The organism is Coriobacteriia bacterium, assembly GCA_016649875.1.
Taxonomy (GTDB): Bacteria; Actinomycetota; Coriobacteriia; order WRKU01; family JAENWW01; genus JAENWW01.
In genome coordinates this window covers 1-17,452 of record JAENWW010000019.1, presented here as the reverse complement: position 1 = coordinate 17,452, position 17,452 = coordinate 1, and the positions used below count along the sequence as shown (strand labels likewise).

Genomic DNA, 17,452 nt, shown 5'->3' with positions numbered 1-17,452 from the left:
TTTTTACCGTGCACGGTAAAAATGCCTATGGAATGCTTTCTTCGGAGCAGGGAGTGCACCGTCTGGTGCGTATCAGCCCGACGGATGTCAAAAAACGCAGACAAACGACCTTCGCCGGCGTCACCATAGTGCCGGTTTTGCCCGACTATATCGAGGTCGAAATCAAGGATGAAGATATTCGCGTAGATGTGTATCGTTCCAGCGGACCCGGCGGACAGTCGGTCAACACGACCGATTCGGCGGTGAGAATCACGCACCTCGCAAGCGGTATCGTGGTCACCTGTCAAAACGAGAAATCACAGCACAAGAATAAGGATGCCGCGATGTCGATACTGAAAGCACGGCTCTTCGAAGCGGAAAAAAGGCGACGCGATGCCGAACTCGACGAGTTGCGCGGGCCCAAACAAGATATCACGTGGGGTTCACAAATCAGAAATTATATTTTGTACCCCTATCAAATGGTCAAAGACGTACGAACGGGCATCGAGACGGGAAATATCGACGGTGTGCTCAACGGGGATATCGACGATTTCGTCGTAGGGTACCATCGTTGGAAAGCCACCGGCGCGCCTGCCTCCACGCATGAGAATGAGTAAGGAGAGAATGCATATGCTGAAAGCCGACCTTCATATCCATACGGTGGCTTCAGGCCACGGTTATGCGACGCTGACGGAGAATCTGGAAGCAGCCTCGAAAAAGGGAATGGAACTCATCGCAGTCACCGATCACGGTCCGCACGTGCCGCAAGGAGCCCATGCTTGGTATTTTGCTGATTTGAAAGTGACGCCCTCATTTTATAAAGGAACGCGTCTTTTGCACGGTTGTGAAGCGAATCTCGTCGATTCGGGGACGGAAAACGGTCTCGATTTGGAGGATTGGCTGCTTGAAACACTCGATTTCGTCTCGGTCGGGTTGCATTCATGTTGCGGATTTTCCGAAAGCGACGGCAAAAAGAACACCGATGCCATGGTGCGTGCCATGGAAAGCCCCTTCGTCGATCAAGTCAATCATCCGGGCAACTCGTTGTTTCCCCTCGAAATCGAGTCGGTCGTAGAGGCCGCGCGCAAATATGACGTCATCATCGAATTAAACGAGCATTCGTTTGACGAACACGGTTCGCGCGCGGGGAGTTCTTCACGCGAAGTCGAATTCGCGCAAGCCGCTTTTGAGGCGGGCGTGCCGATGGCAATCGGTTCGGATTCGCATTATTTCAACACCATCGGCGTATTCGATCGAGCGTTGGAGGCGGCTCAAAAGGTCGGAATCCCCCCTGAGTACTTTTTGAACAATTCCGCAGAGAGGGTTCTTGCGCACCTTAACGCAAAGCGAGAGCGTCCTCGTATCGACTGGGGCCCTGTCATCATTTAAACGGTCATCATTTTTGGTACGATAAGTTCGTTGGTGTATTCGCTCATGAGAGAAGAGAAATTCCATGTCTGTTTCTGCGTTCGATGGTGAGAAAGTCAAAAGTATCGCAACTCGAATGCGTATCGATATCATCGAGATGCTGGCCGAGGCGAAATCGGGACATCCCGGTGGTTCGCTGTCTGCAGCCGATATCGTCGCCACGCTCTACTTCGGTGGCGTTTTGAAGTATGACCCGTCCGACCTGTGCGATAAAATGCGCGACCGGTTTGTGCTTTCCAAGGGTCATGCGGCTCCCGTGCAGTATGCAGCGCTTGCGGAAGCCGGCATAATCGAGCGCAAAGAGCTGCTCGGATTGAGGAAACTCGGGCATATGCTGCAGGGGCATCCCGATGCGAGCAAAACACCCGGAGTTGAAGTGTCGACCGGCTCGCTTGGACAGGGAATATCCGTTTCATGCGGCATGGCTTTGGGGCTGAAAATCGACGGCGGCTCGCAAAGAGTGTTTTGTTTGACCGGTGACGGTGAACTCGATGAGGGCCAAGTGTGGGAGGCGGCGATGTTCGCCGCACATGAAAAGCTCGACAACCTTACCGTGATAGTCGACAACAACGGACTCCAAATCGATGGGCTGTGCTGCGACGTCATGTCGCTCGGCGACATCGGCGCGAAGTTTTCCGCATTCGGATTCGATGTCCTCGAGGTCGACGGGCACGACTGTTTTGCACTTCACGAGGCGTTTACGACGCCTCCTTGCAAAGACAAACCGCGTGTGATCATCGCGCATACCCATAAGGGTAAAGGGGTCTCATTCATGGAAGATAAGGCGAGTTGGCACGGTACGGCACCAAGCCTTGAACAGGCGAAGTCGGCTTGTGATGAACTCTGCGCACCGAAGGGAAGTGATGCGTGATGGGAAAAGCCACACGTGCCGCGTACGGTGAGACTTTGGTGGAGCTCGTAGAAGAGGGACTGAACATCGTCGTCGTCGAGGCGGATCTCTCCGGCTCGACGACGACCGCAAAGCTCGGCGCGGCATATCCCGAACGGTTGGTGAACGTCGGTATCGCCGAACAGAATATGACCTGTGTCGCCGCTGGTCTTTCGGCGACGGGACGCATCGCTTTCACCGGTTCGTTTGCCGTTTTCGGTGCGGGAAGAGCTTATGAACAGATTCGTAATACCGTCTGTTACAACAACTTCGATGTCAAAATCGCACCGACTCACTCGGGCGTCACCGTGGGTCCCGACGGCGGAAGTCACCAGATGCTCGAAGATATCGCCTTAATGAGGGTGCTTCCCAATATGCGTGTCTTGGTGCCCGCCGATTACGTATCGGCCAAAGCAGCCATTCGGTTGGCCGCAAAGACACCCGGTCCGTTTTACGTCCGTCTCGGTCGCGTCGGTGTACCGGATGTGTATGAGGAAGGCTTTGAACTCGAGCTCGGGCGAGCTTATATTTTGCGCGAAGGAACCGACGTGACGCTCGCCGCTTGTGGAATCGAAGTCGCCAAAGCCCTAGAAGCGGCCGAGATGTTGCAAAAGCAAGGAATCAGCGCCGAGGTTCTCGATATGGTCTCGGTTAAACCGCTCGATGTCGATACGTTGGTTGAGAGTGTTCTTAAAACGGGACGTATCGTAACATGTGAAGAGCATTCGGTTCTCGGAGGCTTGGGATCGGCGGTTTCTGAGGTTCTTTCCGAAGTCGCGCCGACGCCCACGCGTCGTATCGGTGTTGCGGATCGGTTCGGGACGTCGGGAACCCCTGATGAACTCATCGAGTATTTCGGGCTGGGCGCCGACGCAATCGTAGAGGCTGCTTTGGAGCTGTTCAGATTGTGAAAATTTCATAGCCATTCGGTAACGGAAGGTTACAAATGTATCATCGGGCACGCAACGAGACGCGCCCTTTGTTACACTTTTCACATGCGGCTCGGACGTTGAATGAGACGTATGAATTCAAAAGGAGAAACTATTGGCAGAGAGAAGTAATATCGAAGCGACGCTTGATTCCATCGTTCCCGATGTGAACAAGAAGCTCGCACCGTCGGTCCCTCGACCGAGCGGCCCGGCGATGATTTTAATGCGCAATGTCGAAAAGCGCTATGTCGCGGAAAAAGCGGCACTCGAGAATGTGAATGTCGAAGTCGGAGGTGGAGAGTTCGTGTTCATCGTCGGACATTCGGGCTCGGGCAAATCCACGTTCATTCGAATGCTCCTCCGAGAAATCGTTCCCACCAAAGGTCAAATTATCGTTGCAGGATATGACCTTGCGACAATGCGCAGTTCACGCGTGCCGTATCTCCGTCGCAACATAGGCTGCGTTTTTCAAGACTTTAAACTTTTGCCCAATAAAACCGCGTTTGAAAATGTGGCGTTCGCTCTCCAAGTAATCGGAAAGTCGCGACACGTCATCAATACGCAGGTTCCTGAAGTTTTGCGCCTCGTCGGTCTCGAAGATAAAGTCAACAACTATCCCAACGAACTTTCCGGAGGAGAGCAGCAGCGCGTATCCATCGCGCGCGCTTTCGTCAATCGGCCCCCGATGCTCTTGTGCGATGAGCCGACGGGAAACCTCGACCCGCAAACCTCGTTGGGAATCATGAAGTTGCTCGAACGTATCAATAACACCGGCACGACGGTCGTCATCGCCACGCACGACCGCGAGATGGTCAACTCCATGCGCCGTCGTGTCATCGCCCTCGACAGCGGTCACGTCATCCGTGACCAGGATAGGGGCGTGTACGGTTATGTCGACTAATCCGGGTTATTTCATACGCGAAGCGGGCACGTCGTTTAAGCGCAATTGGGTCATGAGCCTCGGCGCGATTATCACAATTTTTCTTTCGTTGCTCCTCATCGGAATTTCACTGATGATTTCAACGGTGGTCAATTCATTGGTCACCAATGTCGAATCCAAGGTTTCGGTCCAAGTATTCATCAAAGACGACGCGGCTACCCAAGATATAGAGGTTTTGCAGCGAAAGCTCGTTACCGATCCTTTGGTGAAGTCCGTTAATTTCACTTCGAAAGAACTGGCTCTCGCCGATTTTAAGAAAACCATGTCGGCTTCGCCTGAAGTTGTCAATAACCTCGAGGGGAATCCTCTCCCGCAGTCGCTCGATGTCGAGCTCAAAGACGCTCGCGATGTCGAGACCGTTGTAGCGACCATCAAGAATTCGGATACCTTTGCAAAAATCGCCGATCACCCCGAAGCTCCCGAGAAGTCGCTGAAATACGGACAGCAGATCGTTAAAAAACTCTTTGCTTTCACAAAGATTTTGCGATTGGTCGGCATAGTATTCGTCATCATGCTGGGAGTGGTATCGTTGATTTTCATCAACAACACCATTCGACTTGCGATTTATGCACGGAGACAAGAAATCGCGATTATGCGTCTTGTGGGAGCCAGCAACTGGTTCATTCGTGCGCCGTTCATTCTAGAGGGCATACTTCAGTCGGTTATCGGAGCCCTTCTTGCGGTAATCACGTTATCCGCCATTCAATACGGGGCGCTTCCCAAGCTCAAAGTGGCAATATCATTCATGCAGTTCAACCTATCAAGTATGGTAACCATTCAGATTTCAATAGTTCTCATCATCGCCGGAGCGCTCATCGGCGCGTTCGGCTCATGGATTGCGATGCGTAAGTATCTTCGCGTTTAGCGTGCGGTGATAGTTCGACTTGGATACTTCGTGTAAGGATGTTGAATGTCAAAGACTTATAAAATCATTGTCGGAACCCTGATCGGTGTCGCAGTTGTTCTTTCCGCTTTCATAGGTGGTTTTTACACATCGAATGTTTTACATGAAATCGCCGCGGTGAACACTTCGCCGGCAAAGGGCATCGGTGGCACTTCTCTGCTCGGTGCGAACAGCTCAGAGACATCCGCCACGCTCAACGATGCGGTCACTTCGGTATACGACCTCATGAAATCAAAAGGGTATCAGGTGCCTTCCGAAACTTCTGCGACCATCGGTGCTCTCAACGGTCTTCTTCAAAGTACCGGCGACACGCATTCGCGTTATATGCCGGCTTCGGAGTTCAAGAGTTACTCAGAAGAACTGGACGGACAATTTGCCGGCATCGGTGTCTTGTTGCAAGAAGACGGCAGTCGCGTTTCGGTGGTCGAGGTCTACAAAGGGACTCCCGCCTCGAAGGCCGGAATCGCAGTCGGAGACACTTTTTCGGTCATCAAAGGGAAGAAATCCGATAAGTGGACCGTCGAACAGGTGCAAAAACTCGTTAAAGGTAAAGCAGGCACCAAAGTCACCGTGACTATGATTCGCCCGGCCGAGAAGAAGGGCGGGAAATCGACTTTGTACACGGCTACCATGACAAGAGCGATGGTTACCTATCCCAACACCGAATCTTCGATTAAGAACGGCAATGTCGGTTATATCCGATTGGGACAATTCAACAATCTCGCTTCCTCGGAAGTGGAGAAAGAGATAAAGAGCGTCACCAAAAAAGGCGCGACGAGTATCGTTTTGGACCTGCGCGAGAATCCCGGAGGTCTGCTCAAGGAGGCTGTCGGCACAGCGTCTCTCTTCATGAAGAGCGGGGTGGTCGTGAAAACGGAAACCAGAGGAAATAAAACGACCGAAGTGCTGAAAACAACAGGCAACCAAGTCACCGATTTGCCCCTCGTGATTCTCATCGACAAATACAGCGCATCGGCTTCCGAGATAGTTTCCGGATGCCTGCAAGATTATGGACGCGCGACGCTTATCGGAACGAAGTCATACGGAAAAGGCAGTGTCCAGGCGCAATATCCGATGTCGGACGGCAGTGCGGTCATCTTGACCATCGAACACTACAAGACGCCTAAGGGCCATGATATAAACGGCATAGGTCTCACGCCCGACATCACCGTTAAAATGAATGTGAACGACCAGATGAAACCAAAGACCGACATCCAATTGATAAGAGCTGTCGCAGAGGCTCAGAAGTTGGCACGTACGACATCGAAATAATGAGGGAGCCCTTTTGAGCAAGAAACGCAAGACGCCGTCCGCCAAGAAAGCCACAAACACCGGCTTTGTCGTGGGGCGGCTTTTTGCCACGAAAAAGAGTTTCGGATTCGTTGCGGCAGACGGCGGAGATTATTATGTGAGTCGCCATGATATGAACGGCGCGATGAACGGTGACACGGTTTCTTTGCGTCATGTCGCATCCGGCGGGCAAGGGCGGGCCGGACGAGTTGTGAAAATAGTCCAACGTGTCAATGATGTTCTCGTCGGTCGGTATGAGATGTTCGGAGCGCTGGGCGTTGTGGTTCCGCGCGATAAGCGAATCGGCTATGACGGTTTCGTCGATGTCGAGCGATCACTGAAGGCTCAACCGGGAGACTGGGTGAAAGCCACCATTTTGACGTATCCCACACGCTACCAGTCGATGCAGGTCGTCATCACCGAGGTGATTTTTCCCGACGGCGGCACTTCAGGTCCTCCTCCCGTCGAAGTCATCATCGCCGAGCATAATCTGAGAACGGAGTTTTCTCCCGCTGCGCTCGAAGAAGTGGGACATTGCTCCATGGATGCCGATAAAGCTTTGCGGGATAATACATTGCGCCGAGACATACGTGACCGTCACATATTCACCATCGATCCGGTTGACGCCAGGGATTTCGATGATGCAATCAGCGTCGAGAGAATCGGCGGCACGGTCCGTCTCGGCGTGCATATCGCCGATGTGTCCACGTATGTTCCTTGGAACGGCGAAATCGATAGGGAGACACGTGAGCGTACGACAAGCGTATATCTCCCGACCGGTGTGATCCCGATGCTGCCGGAACGCCTTTCGAACGATTTGTGCTCTCTCAAGCCCGGAGTCGATCGCCTCGCGTTTTCGGTCGATATGTACCTGTCGGACTCTGGCGAGGTGGAGAGATACGAACTCTATCAATCGGTGATCAATTCGACGCATCGCTACTCATACGATGAAATTCACGATGCGCTGAAAGGTGCTATACCTTTCCGAGATGAGACCGCTCGGCAGGCGTTGACCTGCTTTGCCGAAATCACAGACGCCGTCGGGGGTGTTCGATTTGCACGCGGTGGACTTGAATTCGATTCGGTCGAGTCGAAGGTCCATTGCGATGAGCGGGGCGTTCCGACAGAAATAGTCACCCGTTCTAAAAATAAAGCGACCGAGATGATCGAAGAGGCGATGATTCTTGCAAATGAGGTCGTCGCCGGATATCTCGCCGGTCGAAAATGCCCGACGGTATATCGAGTCCATGAACGTCCCGATTCCTCCGCACTCGACAGTTTGTGGCCCTATCTCACCGAGTTCGGCTATCGTATCGGTGCCGATGCCGAGGTGAGTTCGAAGACGTTCCAAAATATTCTTCATGCCGCCGAAGGCAAGCCTGAAGAGCTCTACATATCCTCTTTGTTGCTCCGTGCGCTCAAGCAGGCATACTACAGCGTCGAGCCGACAGGACACTTCGGACTCGCAAGCGAGTACTACACGCACTTCACTTCTCCCATCAGACGCTATCCCGACCTGATCGTCCATCGCATTCTCGCCGGGCGTCTGCAAAATCGTCTCGATGAGCCGCTTCTCAAAGAGATGATTGAAGAGTTGGCGGCGTTGTGCGAAAGGTGCTCGGTGGGGGAGCGCAATGCTGAATCGACCGAGCGAGAGGCAACGAAATATAAAATCGCCGAATATATGCATTCTCATATCGGTGAGGCGTTCGCTGGTATAATAACCAATGTCGCCGGTTTCGGGCTGTTCGTGTCTCTTGAGAACTCGGCAAGCGGCCTCATTCATAAAGAGAGTCTCAGATATGATGAGTGGAGTTACGATGCTTCTCGTCACGCTCTCGTTGGTCGAGAAACGAATACGCGGTATCGGGTGGGCCAAAAAGTCGAGGTAATCCTTGTCTCGGTAAATCTCGAGGAAGGTCAACTCGACTTTGAATTTAAGGAAGTGGAAGTATGAACATAAAAGACCTTGAGTTTCTGAAAAATCTCGTCGAGGCACCGTCGCCTTCCGGGTATGAAGCACCGGCAGCCGCAGTGCTGAGGGAACGGCTCAGCGCAAGTGTGAAGGATGTCACCACCAATGTCATGGGCTCCGTACACGCCGTGCTCGCTGCGAAAAATGCCAAGCAAAGTGTGATGTTGGCCGGGCACATCGATGAGATCGGGTTGATGATCAATTACATCACCCCTGAAGGTTATATCGCATTTAAAGCCATCGGTGGCGTGGACGCCGCCATTTTGCCCGGCATGCGCGTGATCATCCATGCCGCTAACGGGGATTTTCTCGGGGTCATGGGCCGCAAGCCGATTCATCTCATCGAGACCGAAGAGCGCACGAATGTGACTAAGATTGAAAAACTCTTCATCGATCCGGGCATGAGCGCCGAAAAAGCCAAAGAGCTGTTCCGCGTGGGCGATCCCATCACGTTCTCCATCGACTTCGTCGAGTTCGGCGAAGGCCTCATCGTTTCTCGTGCAATGGACGATAAAATGGGCGCTTGGATTTCAGCGCGCGTACTCGAGGAAGTCAAAAAGCGCGACGGTGCCAAAGTGGATCTCATCGTCGCCGGCACCGTGCAAGAAGAAGTAGGACTTCGCGGCGGGGAAACCTCCGCATACGGTATCGATCCGACTATCGGTATCGCCGTCGAGGTGGGACATGCGACGGATTATCCCGATATCGATAAGCGCTCTCACGGCGAGGCGATCGTCGGCAAGGGCCCCATCATCGCGCGCGGTCCGAACATCAACCCCGTGTTGTTCGATCTATTAGTCGCGGCGGCGAAGAAGGCCGATGTTCCTTATCAGATCGGTGCGGAGCCGCGCGGTACCGGAACAGACGCGAACGCCATACAGCTTTCCCGGGGCGGAAAGGTTGCGGGGCTCATCTCGATTCCGTTGCGTTACATGCACACCCCCAACGAAGTTCTTTCCAAAGACGATCTCGATGCGGCCGTGGTGCTCCTCACAGAGTTCATCTGTGCCCTTGACGGGGATACGGATTTCACTCCGCGCGCATAAAAAGGATTTACCTACATGTTCGAACAAACCGACAGAAAAATTGCGAGCAATAGGAAGGCATATCACGATTACTCCATTGAAGAGACTTTCGAGTGCGGTATCGTGCTTTCCGGCACCGAAGTCAAATCAATTCGAGAAAACGGTCTGTCGCTGAAAGAGTCTTATGCGAGCGTGCGCGATGGAGAAGTGTGGCTGTTGAACGTTCACATCAAGCCGTACAGTCACGGCAACCTGGAAAATCCCGATCCGGACCGCGCACGCAAGTTGTTGATGCACAAAAAACAGATTCGTTATCTTCTCGGGGAAACTAAAGAAGCCGGATACACGCTTGTTCCCACACGTGTTTATTTTTCAAGAGCCAATAAGGTCAAAGTCGAGCTCGGGGTGGCACGCGGTAAGAAGCTTTATGACAAACGAGCAGATATCGCCAAGAAGGATGCCGCCAGGGACATGGAGAGAGCTCTCAAGGAGCGACGGCGCTCCTGAACTTAGCGCGCTAGCGTGCGACCAAGGGTGTGACTCTCCCTCATCGGCCCGCGTCGTCGTACCCGAATTCCTTTAATGCTGAGATAAAATACTGGTATGAATCCGAGAGCGGCATCGCCGGAGCGAAATAAAAACCTTGCCCCGTTTCGCAGCCCGCTTCTTTCAAAAATGTCGCTTGAAACTCATTTTCGATTCCCTCTGCGACTATTTTGTAGTCCAACGTGTGAACCAAGTCGATTATCGAGCGCAACGCTTTTCTGCTGCGCATATCGGTCTCGATATCATGGATGAAAATTCGGTCGAGCTTGACGGTATCCAGCGGCAGATCTTTGAGGTATCCCAGCGACGAGTATCCCGTTCCGAAATCATCGAGAGCGATATCGATGCCGATATCTCGCATGCTTCTGATGGTCGTCATGCTCACATCCGCATCTTCAATCAAAGCGCTTTCGGTAATTTCCACCTCGAGAAAGGAAGGGTCGACCCCATAACGAGTGAGCGCTTCGTTGAGAATGTCGATCAGATGCGGGTTGGAAAGATCCACAGGCGACAAGTTGAGGGAAGTTCTGACGGCGAAATTTTTGGGAGCGGCACCGTGTTCTTGCTCGAAATCAGATGAGGACTGAGCCCACCATTCCCCGATTTGCGACACGTCTTTGCAGCATTGGACGATTACCCATTCCGTGATTTTTGAAATCAATCCGATGCGTTCTGCGAACGGTATGAACGTTGCGGGTCCGAGGAGTCCTGCGAGTGGGTGGTGCCATCTGATGAGACCCTCGAAGCCGTTGATTCGGTTGTTGTCAAGTCTGATTTTCGGCTGGTAGTAGAGTTCGAATTCCCCGCGCTCAAGAGCAAGTTTGAGGTCGTTTTCCAGAATCGTCTCGTTGGCAAGTTCCACACGCATTTTCTCGGTGAAAAAGTTGATATGTTTTTCATGGTTCGCTTTAATGCGTGTTCGCGCAATATCGGCACGGTTTATGGCCGACAGGGGAGTGCAATCTTCGTCCGAGAAGAGATACACACCCGTCGATATCGAGAGTTCGAGTACGCCGGCATGCTTGAAGCTCACGCGGCTGACAGACGCGATGATACGGGCGAATATGTCGTTGAGATCCTCGGAATCCTTATAACGGGTGAAGAGCAAGAACTCATCGCCTGTGTCGCGTGCCACGAGGGCTTTTTCCGGTGCGCTCTCTCGGATACGATCGCCCAGGAACCCCAAAAGCTCATCACCGAAGACCATGCCGTACATGTCGTTAATCGACTTGTACCCATCGATGTCGAGCACAGCCAGTGCATACCGACCACTTTTTTCGTATTCCATGATAGCAGCGATGTTCTCGATGAATTTCAACCTGTTCGACAGCCCGGTAATCGGATCGACATAGGCGATGTATTCGACTTCTCGAAGATTTCTTTTTCGAGAGTTATAAAGGACCGCTATGATAATCGCGCTGATGATTGCGACATTCAAAAGAATTTGAATCCAAAAATGCTGCAAGATGGATAACATATCGGCCTCCTTTGTGTGCACCCCTACAGCGTCATATGCAATTGTAGAGGAGAATCGCGCAATTAAACTGTATTAAGAAGGTTTTGTTGGTTGGACGACACACGTGCGCTGGTTGGACGATACGCGTGCTATACTGAGAAACGAACTCTATGGATGGAGTCAGAACAACCCTTCGGGGGTGACTGGTCTCGACATGTTGTGTTCGACGGAAGAAGCAAGCCGAGGTCTCCTCGCCTCGTTAAATAGGGGTATCTCCAGTATAACTGGCGAAAATAATTTAGCCTTCGCTGCTTAATTGACAGCGACGTCAACTCGAGATGTATCCCCGCTCTCGATGCGACGTCATCTAGGGGATTGCTGCTGAAGACGTAAGCTGTATGCTTCGGCAAAAGACTGAACGGCTATGATTCACTGATAAGTGTGTTGTCGGGCGACCGGTGAATCGAGACTTAGCCGGCGACTGAGCTTGGAGATGCTTCCTTAGTATGCAATGTGGACGTGGGTTCGATTCCCACCACCTCCACCATAAAAAATAATGGCACTTCATCTGAAATCATAGGTGAAGTGCCATTTTTTTGCTTTTAACGCTTTTAACGATCGATCTATTTCAGTATTTTGAAAAGTTTCAAAATACCGATTAAGATGACGGCACCGATTATTCCCCAAAAAAAGCCGCCCCAGCTAACGCTCCCCGCGGTAAAGGCACCACCGAATCCGAGCACCGTACCGAAGAGCCAGCTACCAAGAAAGGCACCGACGATTCCGATCACGATATTGAGCAAAATGCCCATCTGACCATCTGTTTTCATAATCAAGCTGGCCAGCCAACCCGTCAAGCCACCAACAATAAGCATACTGATGATTCCCATAAGAACTCCCATCTATTACCGTCTATTTTAGTTTAGCTTTGCTGTTCGCCTGAGAGGATCTGTATAAGCTTGACAATGCCCCAGGCAATAATCGCGTATACGACGAGAGCGACTAAGGTCGATGGCTCGAAAGACGCGGTGGTTTCAACGCCTCGACCGGAGAACGCTCTGAATATTCCCTCAAACGGCAACGTAAAAGTTCCACTGGAACGGTAGATGAAGTCTACAAATCCGCTTGAGGCACTCGCACCGGTTAGCTTAAGTACAAAACGGAAAGCCAAGAGTATTTCCAAGATTCCAAAAAGGAAATATACGATGTACTCGACTGTTTGAGGACCGCTTGCCTCCCTCCTCGATGGTGTTTTACCTCCCCGATAGACGTTGCTGTCGTGAGTGGTAACAGTTTCTTCTGTATCTTTTTCCATTTTCTCATCCTCCCTATAACTGATTCCCTATAACTAATGTTACCTGCATTGTACGCCTACTGGCTGCAGGGCATCGGCGCATCCCCGTGGCCACTTTGTTATAGTCAATCCATGGAAATCATATATTCCGATAGAAAAACTTTGGCCATCGAGGTGAAGAGTTCCACGAAGGTGGTCGTTCGTGCGCCCGGGCATATGTCCGAGGCGAGAATTATGCAGTGGACGGATTCTCGCCGAGAGTGGATTGCGCGCGCTCAAGAAAAGTTGGCCGTCAAAGAGGAACTTGCGGGTCCTCCTCTCACGATTTCTGATGTGGCGCGTCTCAAAGCCGATGCGCGCGTTGATTTTGCCACGCGGATTTCGTATTGGAAAGACATCATCGGTGTGCATCCGGTTCACGTGACGATTCGCAACCAATCCTCAAGATGGGGCTCCTGCTCCGCCCGTAAGACGATAAGCCTCAACTGTCAGCTCATGCGTTTCGACGAGCGGGAGCGTGATTACGTGATCGTCCATGAACTTTGCCATTTGAAGGAGTTCAACCACGGACGGAGATTCCGGGCTCTCGTCAAACAATATTTTCCCGAATATCTTCTCGCGCGAAAAACTCTCTCCGAAGCGCTCATTCTCAAGGTGGAGGAATAATGCCGAATCACGAAGCGAACGGCGGCACCCTCTCACAAAGGGATTTTGCGTTATCTTGGCCTGCCTGCAGTCTCGCTCGTCGTCTGGGAGTCTCCTTGTTTGCCGGCGAGCTCAAAGCCGTCGAAGGGCTATGGGGACGCCTCTGTGCTCAGGTCGGTTGGAAAGAAGCGATATCGGTGTACGGGCGGGATGCCGACCTACTTCTTGCGGCGATAGAGCCTCATCGCGAAGCCCTTGCCGGCGAGCTCGAACTGCTCGCAGCCGAATCGGCAAAGTCCGCAGCGAAGTCTGACACGGACTCTGACACGGACTCTGACACGGACTCGATATTCATCGCAGACGATGTCTGCTCGTCGCTTGGATGGCTTCTCGACCCCGAGCTTATCGCCGAAGTCTTGTTGCCCGCCTATGCGCAGGCGATCGCCGGCATCCCCGGCATCGGATTTCACAGCGACGGCGATATCTCGAAGCTGTTCGTCCCGCTGCATGAAACCGGTTTCGAGAAGGTGCATCTGGCATCGATCGGCTACACCGAGTTGGCCCGGGTCGTCCACCTCGCGAGAGAGGCCGGGCTCCGCCCGTTCGGCGGCATAGCGGCGGAAACGCTTTTCTACGGTGTGCCTTCAGAGGAACTATGTAGACTCCTCGTCGGGCTGTCGAGAGATGAAGGTCTTGTGATTTCTGACGATGCGGGCATTACGGATCAGTTGCAACTGGAAAGGTTGCAAGAGGTTTTTGCTATACTTACTGAGCTATGAATTCATCACCGATCGGCATATTCGACTCCGGACTCGGCGGCCTCACGGTTGCTCGGGAGATTTCTCGCGTCTTGCCGCATGAGAAGCTGCTCTACCTCGGCGACACCGCACGCTGTCCTTACGGACCGAAAGACCCCGACGACATCCGTCGCTATGTGCTTGAAATCTGCACGTTTTTCGAGTCGAAGAATGTGAAACTGATAGTGATCGCCTGCAACACGGCCACAGCGGCGGGTCTCGCTTTGGCACAGCGATCATTCTCCATCCCGATCATCGGAGTCGTCGAGCCGGGAGCCCGTGCCGCCGTGCGAGCGACGCGGAACAGGAAAATCGGCGTGATCGGCACGGTCGGTACCATCCGCTCGGAGGTGTATTCACATGCCGCCAGAAGTCTCGACGCCGGCGTCACCACCTACTCGGTGGCCACTCCCTTGTTCGTCGAGATGGTCGAAGGCGGTCTCATATTCGACACGCAAAAAAATCCGCGTGCCGAAGGCGAGACGAGCGAGGTGTATATCCGCCCGCAGTTTTATTCCCTTGCGCGCGATTATCTCAAACCGTTGCGCAGCGCAGGCGTCGACACGCTGGTCTTAGGCTGCACGCACTATCCGCTTCTGTCCACCGCCATAGGGCAGGTCATGGGTCCCGATGTCGCGCTCATTTCGAGTGCGGAGGAAACTGCCGCCGAAGTGGCCTCGACGCTTGAAAAGCGCGGAGACGCGAGCAGCGCCGGATTCCCTTTGCCGGTGATGTACTCCACGGGAGATACGCACGATTTTAAGCGTCTGGGTTCGAGGGTGTTCGGAAAGCCCCTGCGCAGAGTCGACAAGCTCGGTATAAGCGAATTGGAATCGTTGCTTTCGGCGGAAAAATTGCATTCATTGTTACAACGTGCTTAAACATACTTAAACACACTTAAACGTGCTTAAACATATTCGAAAAGAACACGTGGTTTAAAACCAAGGAAGGATCGGCAAAATGAGAAAAGATGGTCGCGCGCCCGAAGTGGTGCGTCCCGTATCGATTCGGCGCAATATTCTCGAGCATGCTTTCGGCTCCTGTTTGATTGAATTCGGCGGCACAAAAGTTTTGTGCGCCGCAACGATAGAGGAATCCGTGCCGCCGTGGCGTCGCGGAAAAGGACTCGGTTGGGTCACCGCCGAATATTCGATGCTTCCTGCAGCGACTCACACGAGAACGCGACGTGAGCGAAAGGGTGCCAAGGGCCGCACGATGGAGATAGAACGTCTCATCGGACGATCGTTGCGCACCATCGTCGATATGTCTGCACTCGGCGGGGAAGTGACCGTCACCTTGGATTGCGACGTGCTGCAGGCCGACGGAGGTACGCGTACCGCCTCGATAACGGGAGCCTACATCGCGCTTGTCGATGCTTTGGAAAATTGGAAGCTCGCCGGCAAGATCGATACCATCCCGCTTTTGGGACAGGTCGCCGCCATCAGCGTCGGCATGGTCGCCGGGCAACTCGTGCTCGACTTGGATTACAACGAGGATTCACATGCCGAGATAGATATGAATGTCGTGGCAGATGATCACGGGCGTTTCATCGAAGTCCAGGGAACGGGAGAGCAAACGCCTTTCGACCGCGAGCGCCTTAATAAGATGCTCGATCTCGCTCAAAACGGAATCGAGAAACTCATCGTGCTTCAGAAGAATGAACTTGAGCAAGGAAGATAGATGACGGTAAGAATCGTTGTCGCTACGGGCAACAAACATAAAATCGATGAGATCGACGCAGCTCTTTCCGTCGACGGATTCGAGTTCGTCTCGATTTACGAGGTGGCTCCCGATTGGCCCTCGCCGAAAGAAGATGCCGAAACGTTCGAGGGCAACTCGAGCCTTAAGGCGATGTCTGCTTACGAGGCCACAGGCATGCCCGCGCTCGCCGATGATTCCGGATTGGTCGTCGACGCTTTAGGGGGCGCGCCCGGAATTTATTCCGCGAGGTTCTCAGGAGAAGATGCGACGGATGCGCGAAACAACGAAAAGCTCCTCAGACTTTTAAAGGATGTTCCGCTTGCGGATAGGACGGCGCGTTTTGTGTCATCGCTTGTACTCGTCGGTCTCGATCAGGCGGTGGCGGAGGCTTCGCCTTATAGCGCGCTGGAGGGGACCTGCGAGGGGATAATCGCATCCGCGCAGCGCGGTGAGCACGGTTTCGGCTACGATCCTTTGTTTTTGCCGTATCGCGTTCCGGGCAAAACCATGGCCGAGTTGACGATGGATGAAAAGAATTCAATAAGTCACCGGGGCGATGCGCTTGCGATGTTGAAGTCTGCTATACTCTTTTCTTGTCGCTTTCGTGCAGTATGATGAGCGCATCCGGCACAATCGGGGTGTAGCGCAGTTTGGTAGCGCATCTGGTTTGGGACCAGAGGGTCGCAGGTTCGAATCCTGTCACCCCGACCAGTAGGAATGTCGATAAAGGAACTGAGCGCCCTTTTTGGCACGCTGGTTCCTTTATCTGTATCATCGTCAGAAAACGGAGTTTGCCTTGCTTGAACTTGAAATCAGAGAGTCCGCCTATAAGCATGGGTGTACCTATGACGATATTATCAATTGTTATACTTGTAAACCATAACGGCATCAGCGTGATATTCCACGCAATGAAACTACGCAAGTCATTTGAGAATCTGATATAATGACAGATAGGATGCTTATGGCTAAGAAGACATACATGACCGAAGAGGAAATCATGGCTTTAAGTCCTGATGATTTTAGAGATTTGTCTCCTGACGAAGACCTGCACGATAACTTTCGTAGGATGTTTCAGATGATGGGTCTGATTTATCAAAACCAGATTGACATCAAGAATAGACTCGATGGAAATGTGGGTTCTGTCGCTGGTTCGAATAGCTAAATCCTTTTTCGACACCCCGACCATCATCGTGCGGACGTAGCTCAATTGGTAGAGCTTCAGCCTTCCAAGCTGATTGTTGCGAGTTCGAGTCTCGTCGTCCGCTCCATTATACTCATAAGCGCCCGTGGCTCAGTTGGATAGAGCAGGAGACTTCTAATCTTCAGGTCGGGGGTTCGAATCCCTCCGGGCGCACCACATACATACTGCGGATACTTTGTTCTCTGCTGAGCGTATTCTTCCTCGACAACCATTTGTCGACATCACTTGCCTCAGCAACAAAACAGTGGTATTTTTTTGTGTGATTTTTTGTGTGATTGCTGTTATTGTTTTGTGCAGATATTGGTCTCAATGGGAAGGAACAAAATGAGACGTTCATGGAAAGTCACCTCTATTCTGTTAGGAGTGATGTGCCTTACTTGGTTTGTACCGGCCGCAGCGTTTGCCGGAACATCGACAAACTGCTATGCAAAGGGCATAACCGTCACCGGCGGA

Annotated in this window: 19 protein-coding genes, 3 tRNA genes and 1 other RNA gene; 20 read left to right on the top strand and 3 right to left on the bottom strand. The window is 52.5% G+C overall.

Going from position 1 to position 17,452, the window contains the following annotated elements:
• The 10 genes from JJE36_06700 to smpB all read left to right on the top strand — a co-directional run.
• Positions 1-596 (top strand): PCRF domain-containing protein (locus tag JJE36_06700; GenBank protein ID MBK5211975.1); only part of this gene is annotated, 596 nt, incomplete at its 5' end.
• Between the two features lie 13 nt (positions 597-609).
• Positions 610-1,368 (top strand): PHP domain-containing protein, encoded by a 759-nt coding sequence (locus JJE36_06695; protein MBK5211974.1) that lies wholly within the window; start codon positions 610-612, stop codon positions 1,366-1,368.
• A gap of 64 nt (positions 1,369-1,432) precedes the next feature.
• Positions 1,433-2,278 (top strand): transketolase, encoded by an 846-nt coding sequence (locus JJE36_06690; protein ID MBK5211973.1) that lies wholly within the window; start codon positions 1,433-1,435, stop codon positions 2,276-2,278.
• Positions 2,278-3,207 (top strand): transketolase family protein, encoded by a 930-nt coding sequence (locus JJE36_06685; protein ID MBK5211972.1) that lies wholly within the window; start codon positions 2,278-2,280, stop codon positions 3,205-3,207. The genes JJE36_06690 and JJE36_06685 overlap by 1 nt, the downstream gene beginning before the upstream one ends.
• Positions 3,208-3,439: 232 nt before the next feature.
• Positions 3,440-4,126: a cell division ATP-binding protein FtsE gene (gene ftsE / locus JJE36_06680; GenBank protein ID MBK5211971.1), complete on the top strand. Its 687-nt coding sequence runs from the start codon at positions 3,440-3,442 to the stop codon at positions 4,124-4,126.
• Positions 4,116-5,030, top strand: a complete 915-nt coding sequence (locus JJE36_06675) for an ABC transporter permease (GenBank protein ID MBK5211970.1) — start codon at positions 4,116-4,118, stop codon at positions 5,028-5,030. Before ftsE ends, JJE36_06675 begins: the two co-directional genes overlap by 11 nt.
• Positions 5,031-5,075: 45 nt before the next feature.
• Positions 5,076-6,341 (top strand): S41 family peptidase, encoded by a 1,266-nt coding sequence (locus JJE36_06670; GenBank protein ID MBK5211969.1) that lies wholly within the window; start codon positions 5,076-5,078, stop codon positions 6,339-6,341.
• Positions 6,342-6,354: 13 nt separating this feature from the next.
• Positions 6,355-8,316 carry a ribonuclease R gene (rnr, locus tag JJE36_06665; protein MBK5211968.1) on the top strand — a complete coding sequence of 654 codons (1,962 nt, stop codon included), beginning with the start codon at positions 6,355-6,357 and terminating at the stop codon, positions 8,314-8,316.
• The gene (locus JJE36_06660; protein MBK5211967.1) at positions 8,313-9,380 is read left to right on the top strand and encodes a M42 family metallopeptidase; all 1,068 of its coding nucleotides are present in this window, start codon (positions 8,313-8,315) and stop codon (positions 9,378-9,380) included. Before rnr ends, JJE36_06660 begins: the two co-directional genes overlap by 4 nt.
• A gap of 15 nt (positions 9,381-9,395) precedes the next feature.
• Positions 9,396-9,866: an SsrA-binding protein SmpB gene (gene smpB / locus JJE36_06655; protein MBK5211966.1), complete on the top strand. Its 471-nt coding sequence runs from the start codon at positions 9,396-9,398 to the stop codon at positions 9,864-9,866.
• Positions 9,867-9,906: 40 nt separating this feature from the next.
• Here the strand turns inward: smpB and JJE36_06650 are convergent, their stop codons facing one another.
• Complete coding sequence (locus JJE36_06650) at positions 9,907-11,382, bottom strand: bifunctional diguanylate cyclase/phosphodiesterase (protein ID MBK5211965.1); 1,476 nt, start codon at positions 11,380-11,382, stop codon at positions 9,907-9,909.
• 174 nt (positions 11,383-11,556) lie between these two features.
• Here JJE36_06650 and ssrA point away from each other — a divergent pair.
• Positions 11,557-11,908, top strand: a transfer-messenger RNA (tmRNA) gene (ssrA, locus tag JJE36_06645).
• Between the two features lie 76 nt (positions 11,909-11,984).
• Here the strand turns inward: ssrA and JJE36_06640 are convergent.
• Complete coding sequence (locus tag JJE36_06640; GenBank protein MBK5211964.1) at positions 11,985-12,251, bottom strand: GlsB/YeaQ/YmgE family stress response membrane protein; 267 nt, start codon at positions 12,249-12,251, stop codon at positions 11,985-11,987.
• A 32-nt stretch (positions 12,252-12,283) separates the two neighbouring features.
• Entirely contained in the window at positions 12,284-12,676 is a 393-nt protein-coding gene (locus JJE36_06635) for a YggT family protein (protein MBK5211963.1), read from the bottom strand.
• A 111-nt stretch (positions 12,677-12,787) separates the two neighbouring features.
• On the opposite strand from JJE36_06635, the gene JJE36_06630 reads away from it, so the two are divergent.
• From JJE36_06630 to JJE36_06590, 9 genes are all read left to right on the top strand, one after another.
• The gene (locus JJE36_06630) at positions 12,788-13,321 is read left to right on the top strand and encodes a M48 family metallopeptidase (GenBank protein MBK5211962.1); all 534 of its coding nucleotides are present in this window, start codon (positions 12,788-12,790) and stop codon (positions 13,319-13,321) included.
• A complete protein-coding gene (locus tag JJE36_06625) occupies positions 13,321-14,079 on the top strand; it encodes a hypothetical protein (protein MBK5211961.1) in 759 nt (252 codons plus the stop codon). Before JJE36_06630 ends, JJE36_06625 begins: the two co-directional genes overlap by 1 nt.
• Complete coding sequence (locus JJE36_06620) at positions 14,076-14,978, top strand: glutamate racemase (protein ID MBK5211960.1); 903 nt, start codon at positions 14,076-14,078, stop codon at positions 14,976-14,978. The genes JJE36_06625 and JJE36_06620 overlap by 4 nt, the downstream gene beginning before the upstream one ends.
• A gap of 79 nt (positions 14,979-15,057) precedes the next feature.
• Entirely contained in the window at positions 15,058-15,777 is a 720-nt protein-coding gene (gene rph / locus JJE36_06615) for a ribonuclease PH (protein ID MBK5211959.1), read from the top strand.
• Positions 15,778-16,413 (top strand): RdgB/HAM1 family non-canonical purine NTP pyrophosphatase, encoded by a 636-nt coding sequence (gene rdgB, locus JJE36_06610; protein MBK5211958.1) that lies wholly within the window; start codon positions 15,778-15,780, stop codon positions 16,411-16,413.
• A 19-nt stretch (positions 16,414-16,432) separates the two neighbouring features.
• Positions 16,433-16,509, top strand: a tRNA-Pro gene (locus tag JJE36_06605).
• Positions 16,510-16,759: 250 nt separating this feature from the next.
• Positions 16,760-16,960 (top strand): hypothetical protein, encoded by a 201-nt coding sequence (locus tag JJE36_06600; protein MBK5211957.1) that lies wholly within the window; start codon positions 16,760-16,762, stop codon positions 16,958-16,960.
• 30 nt (positions 16,961-16,990) lie between these two features.
• Positions 16,991-17,066, top strand: a tRNA-Gly gene (locus JJE36_06595).
• A gap of 12 nt (positions 17,067-17,078) precedes the next feature.
• A tRNA-Arg gene (locus JJE36_06590) sits at positions 17,079-17,155 on the top strand.
• The last annotated feature ends 297 nt before the right edge of the window (positions 17,156-17,452 follow it).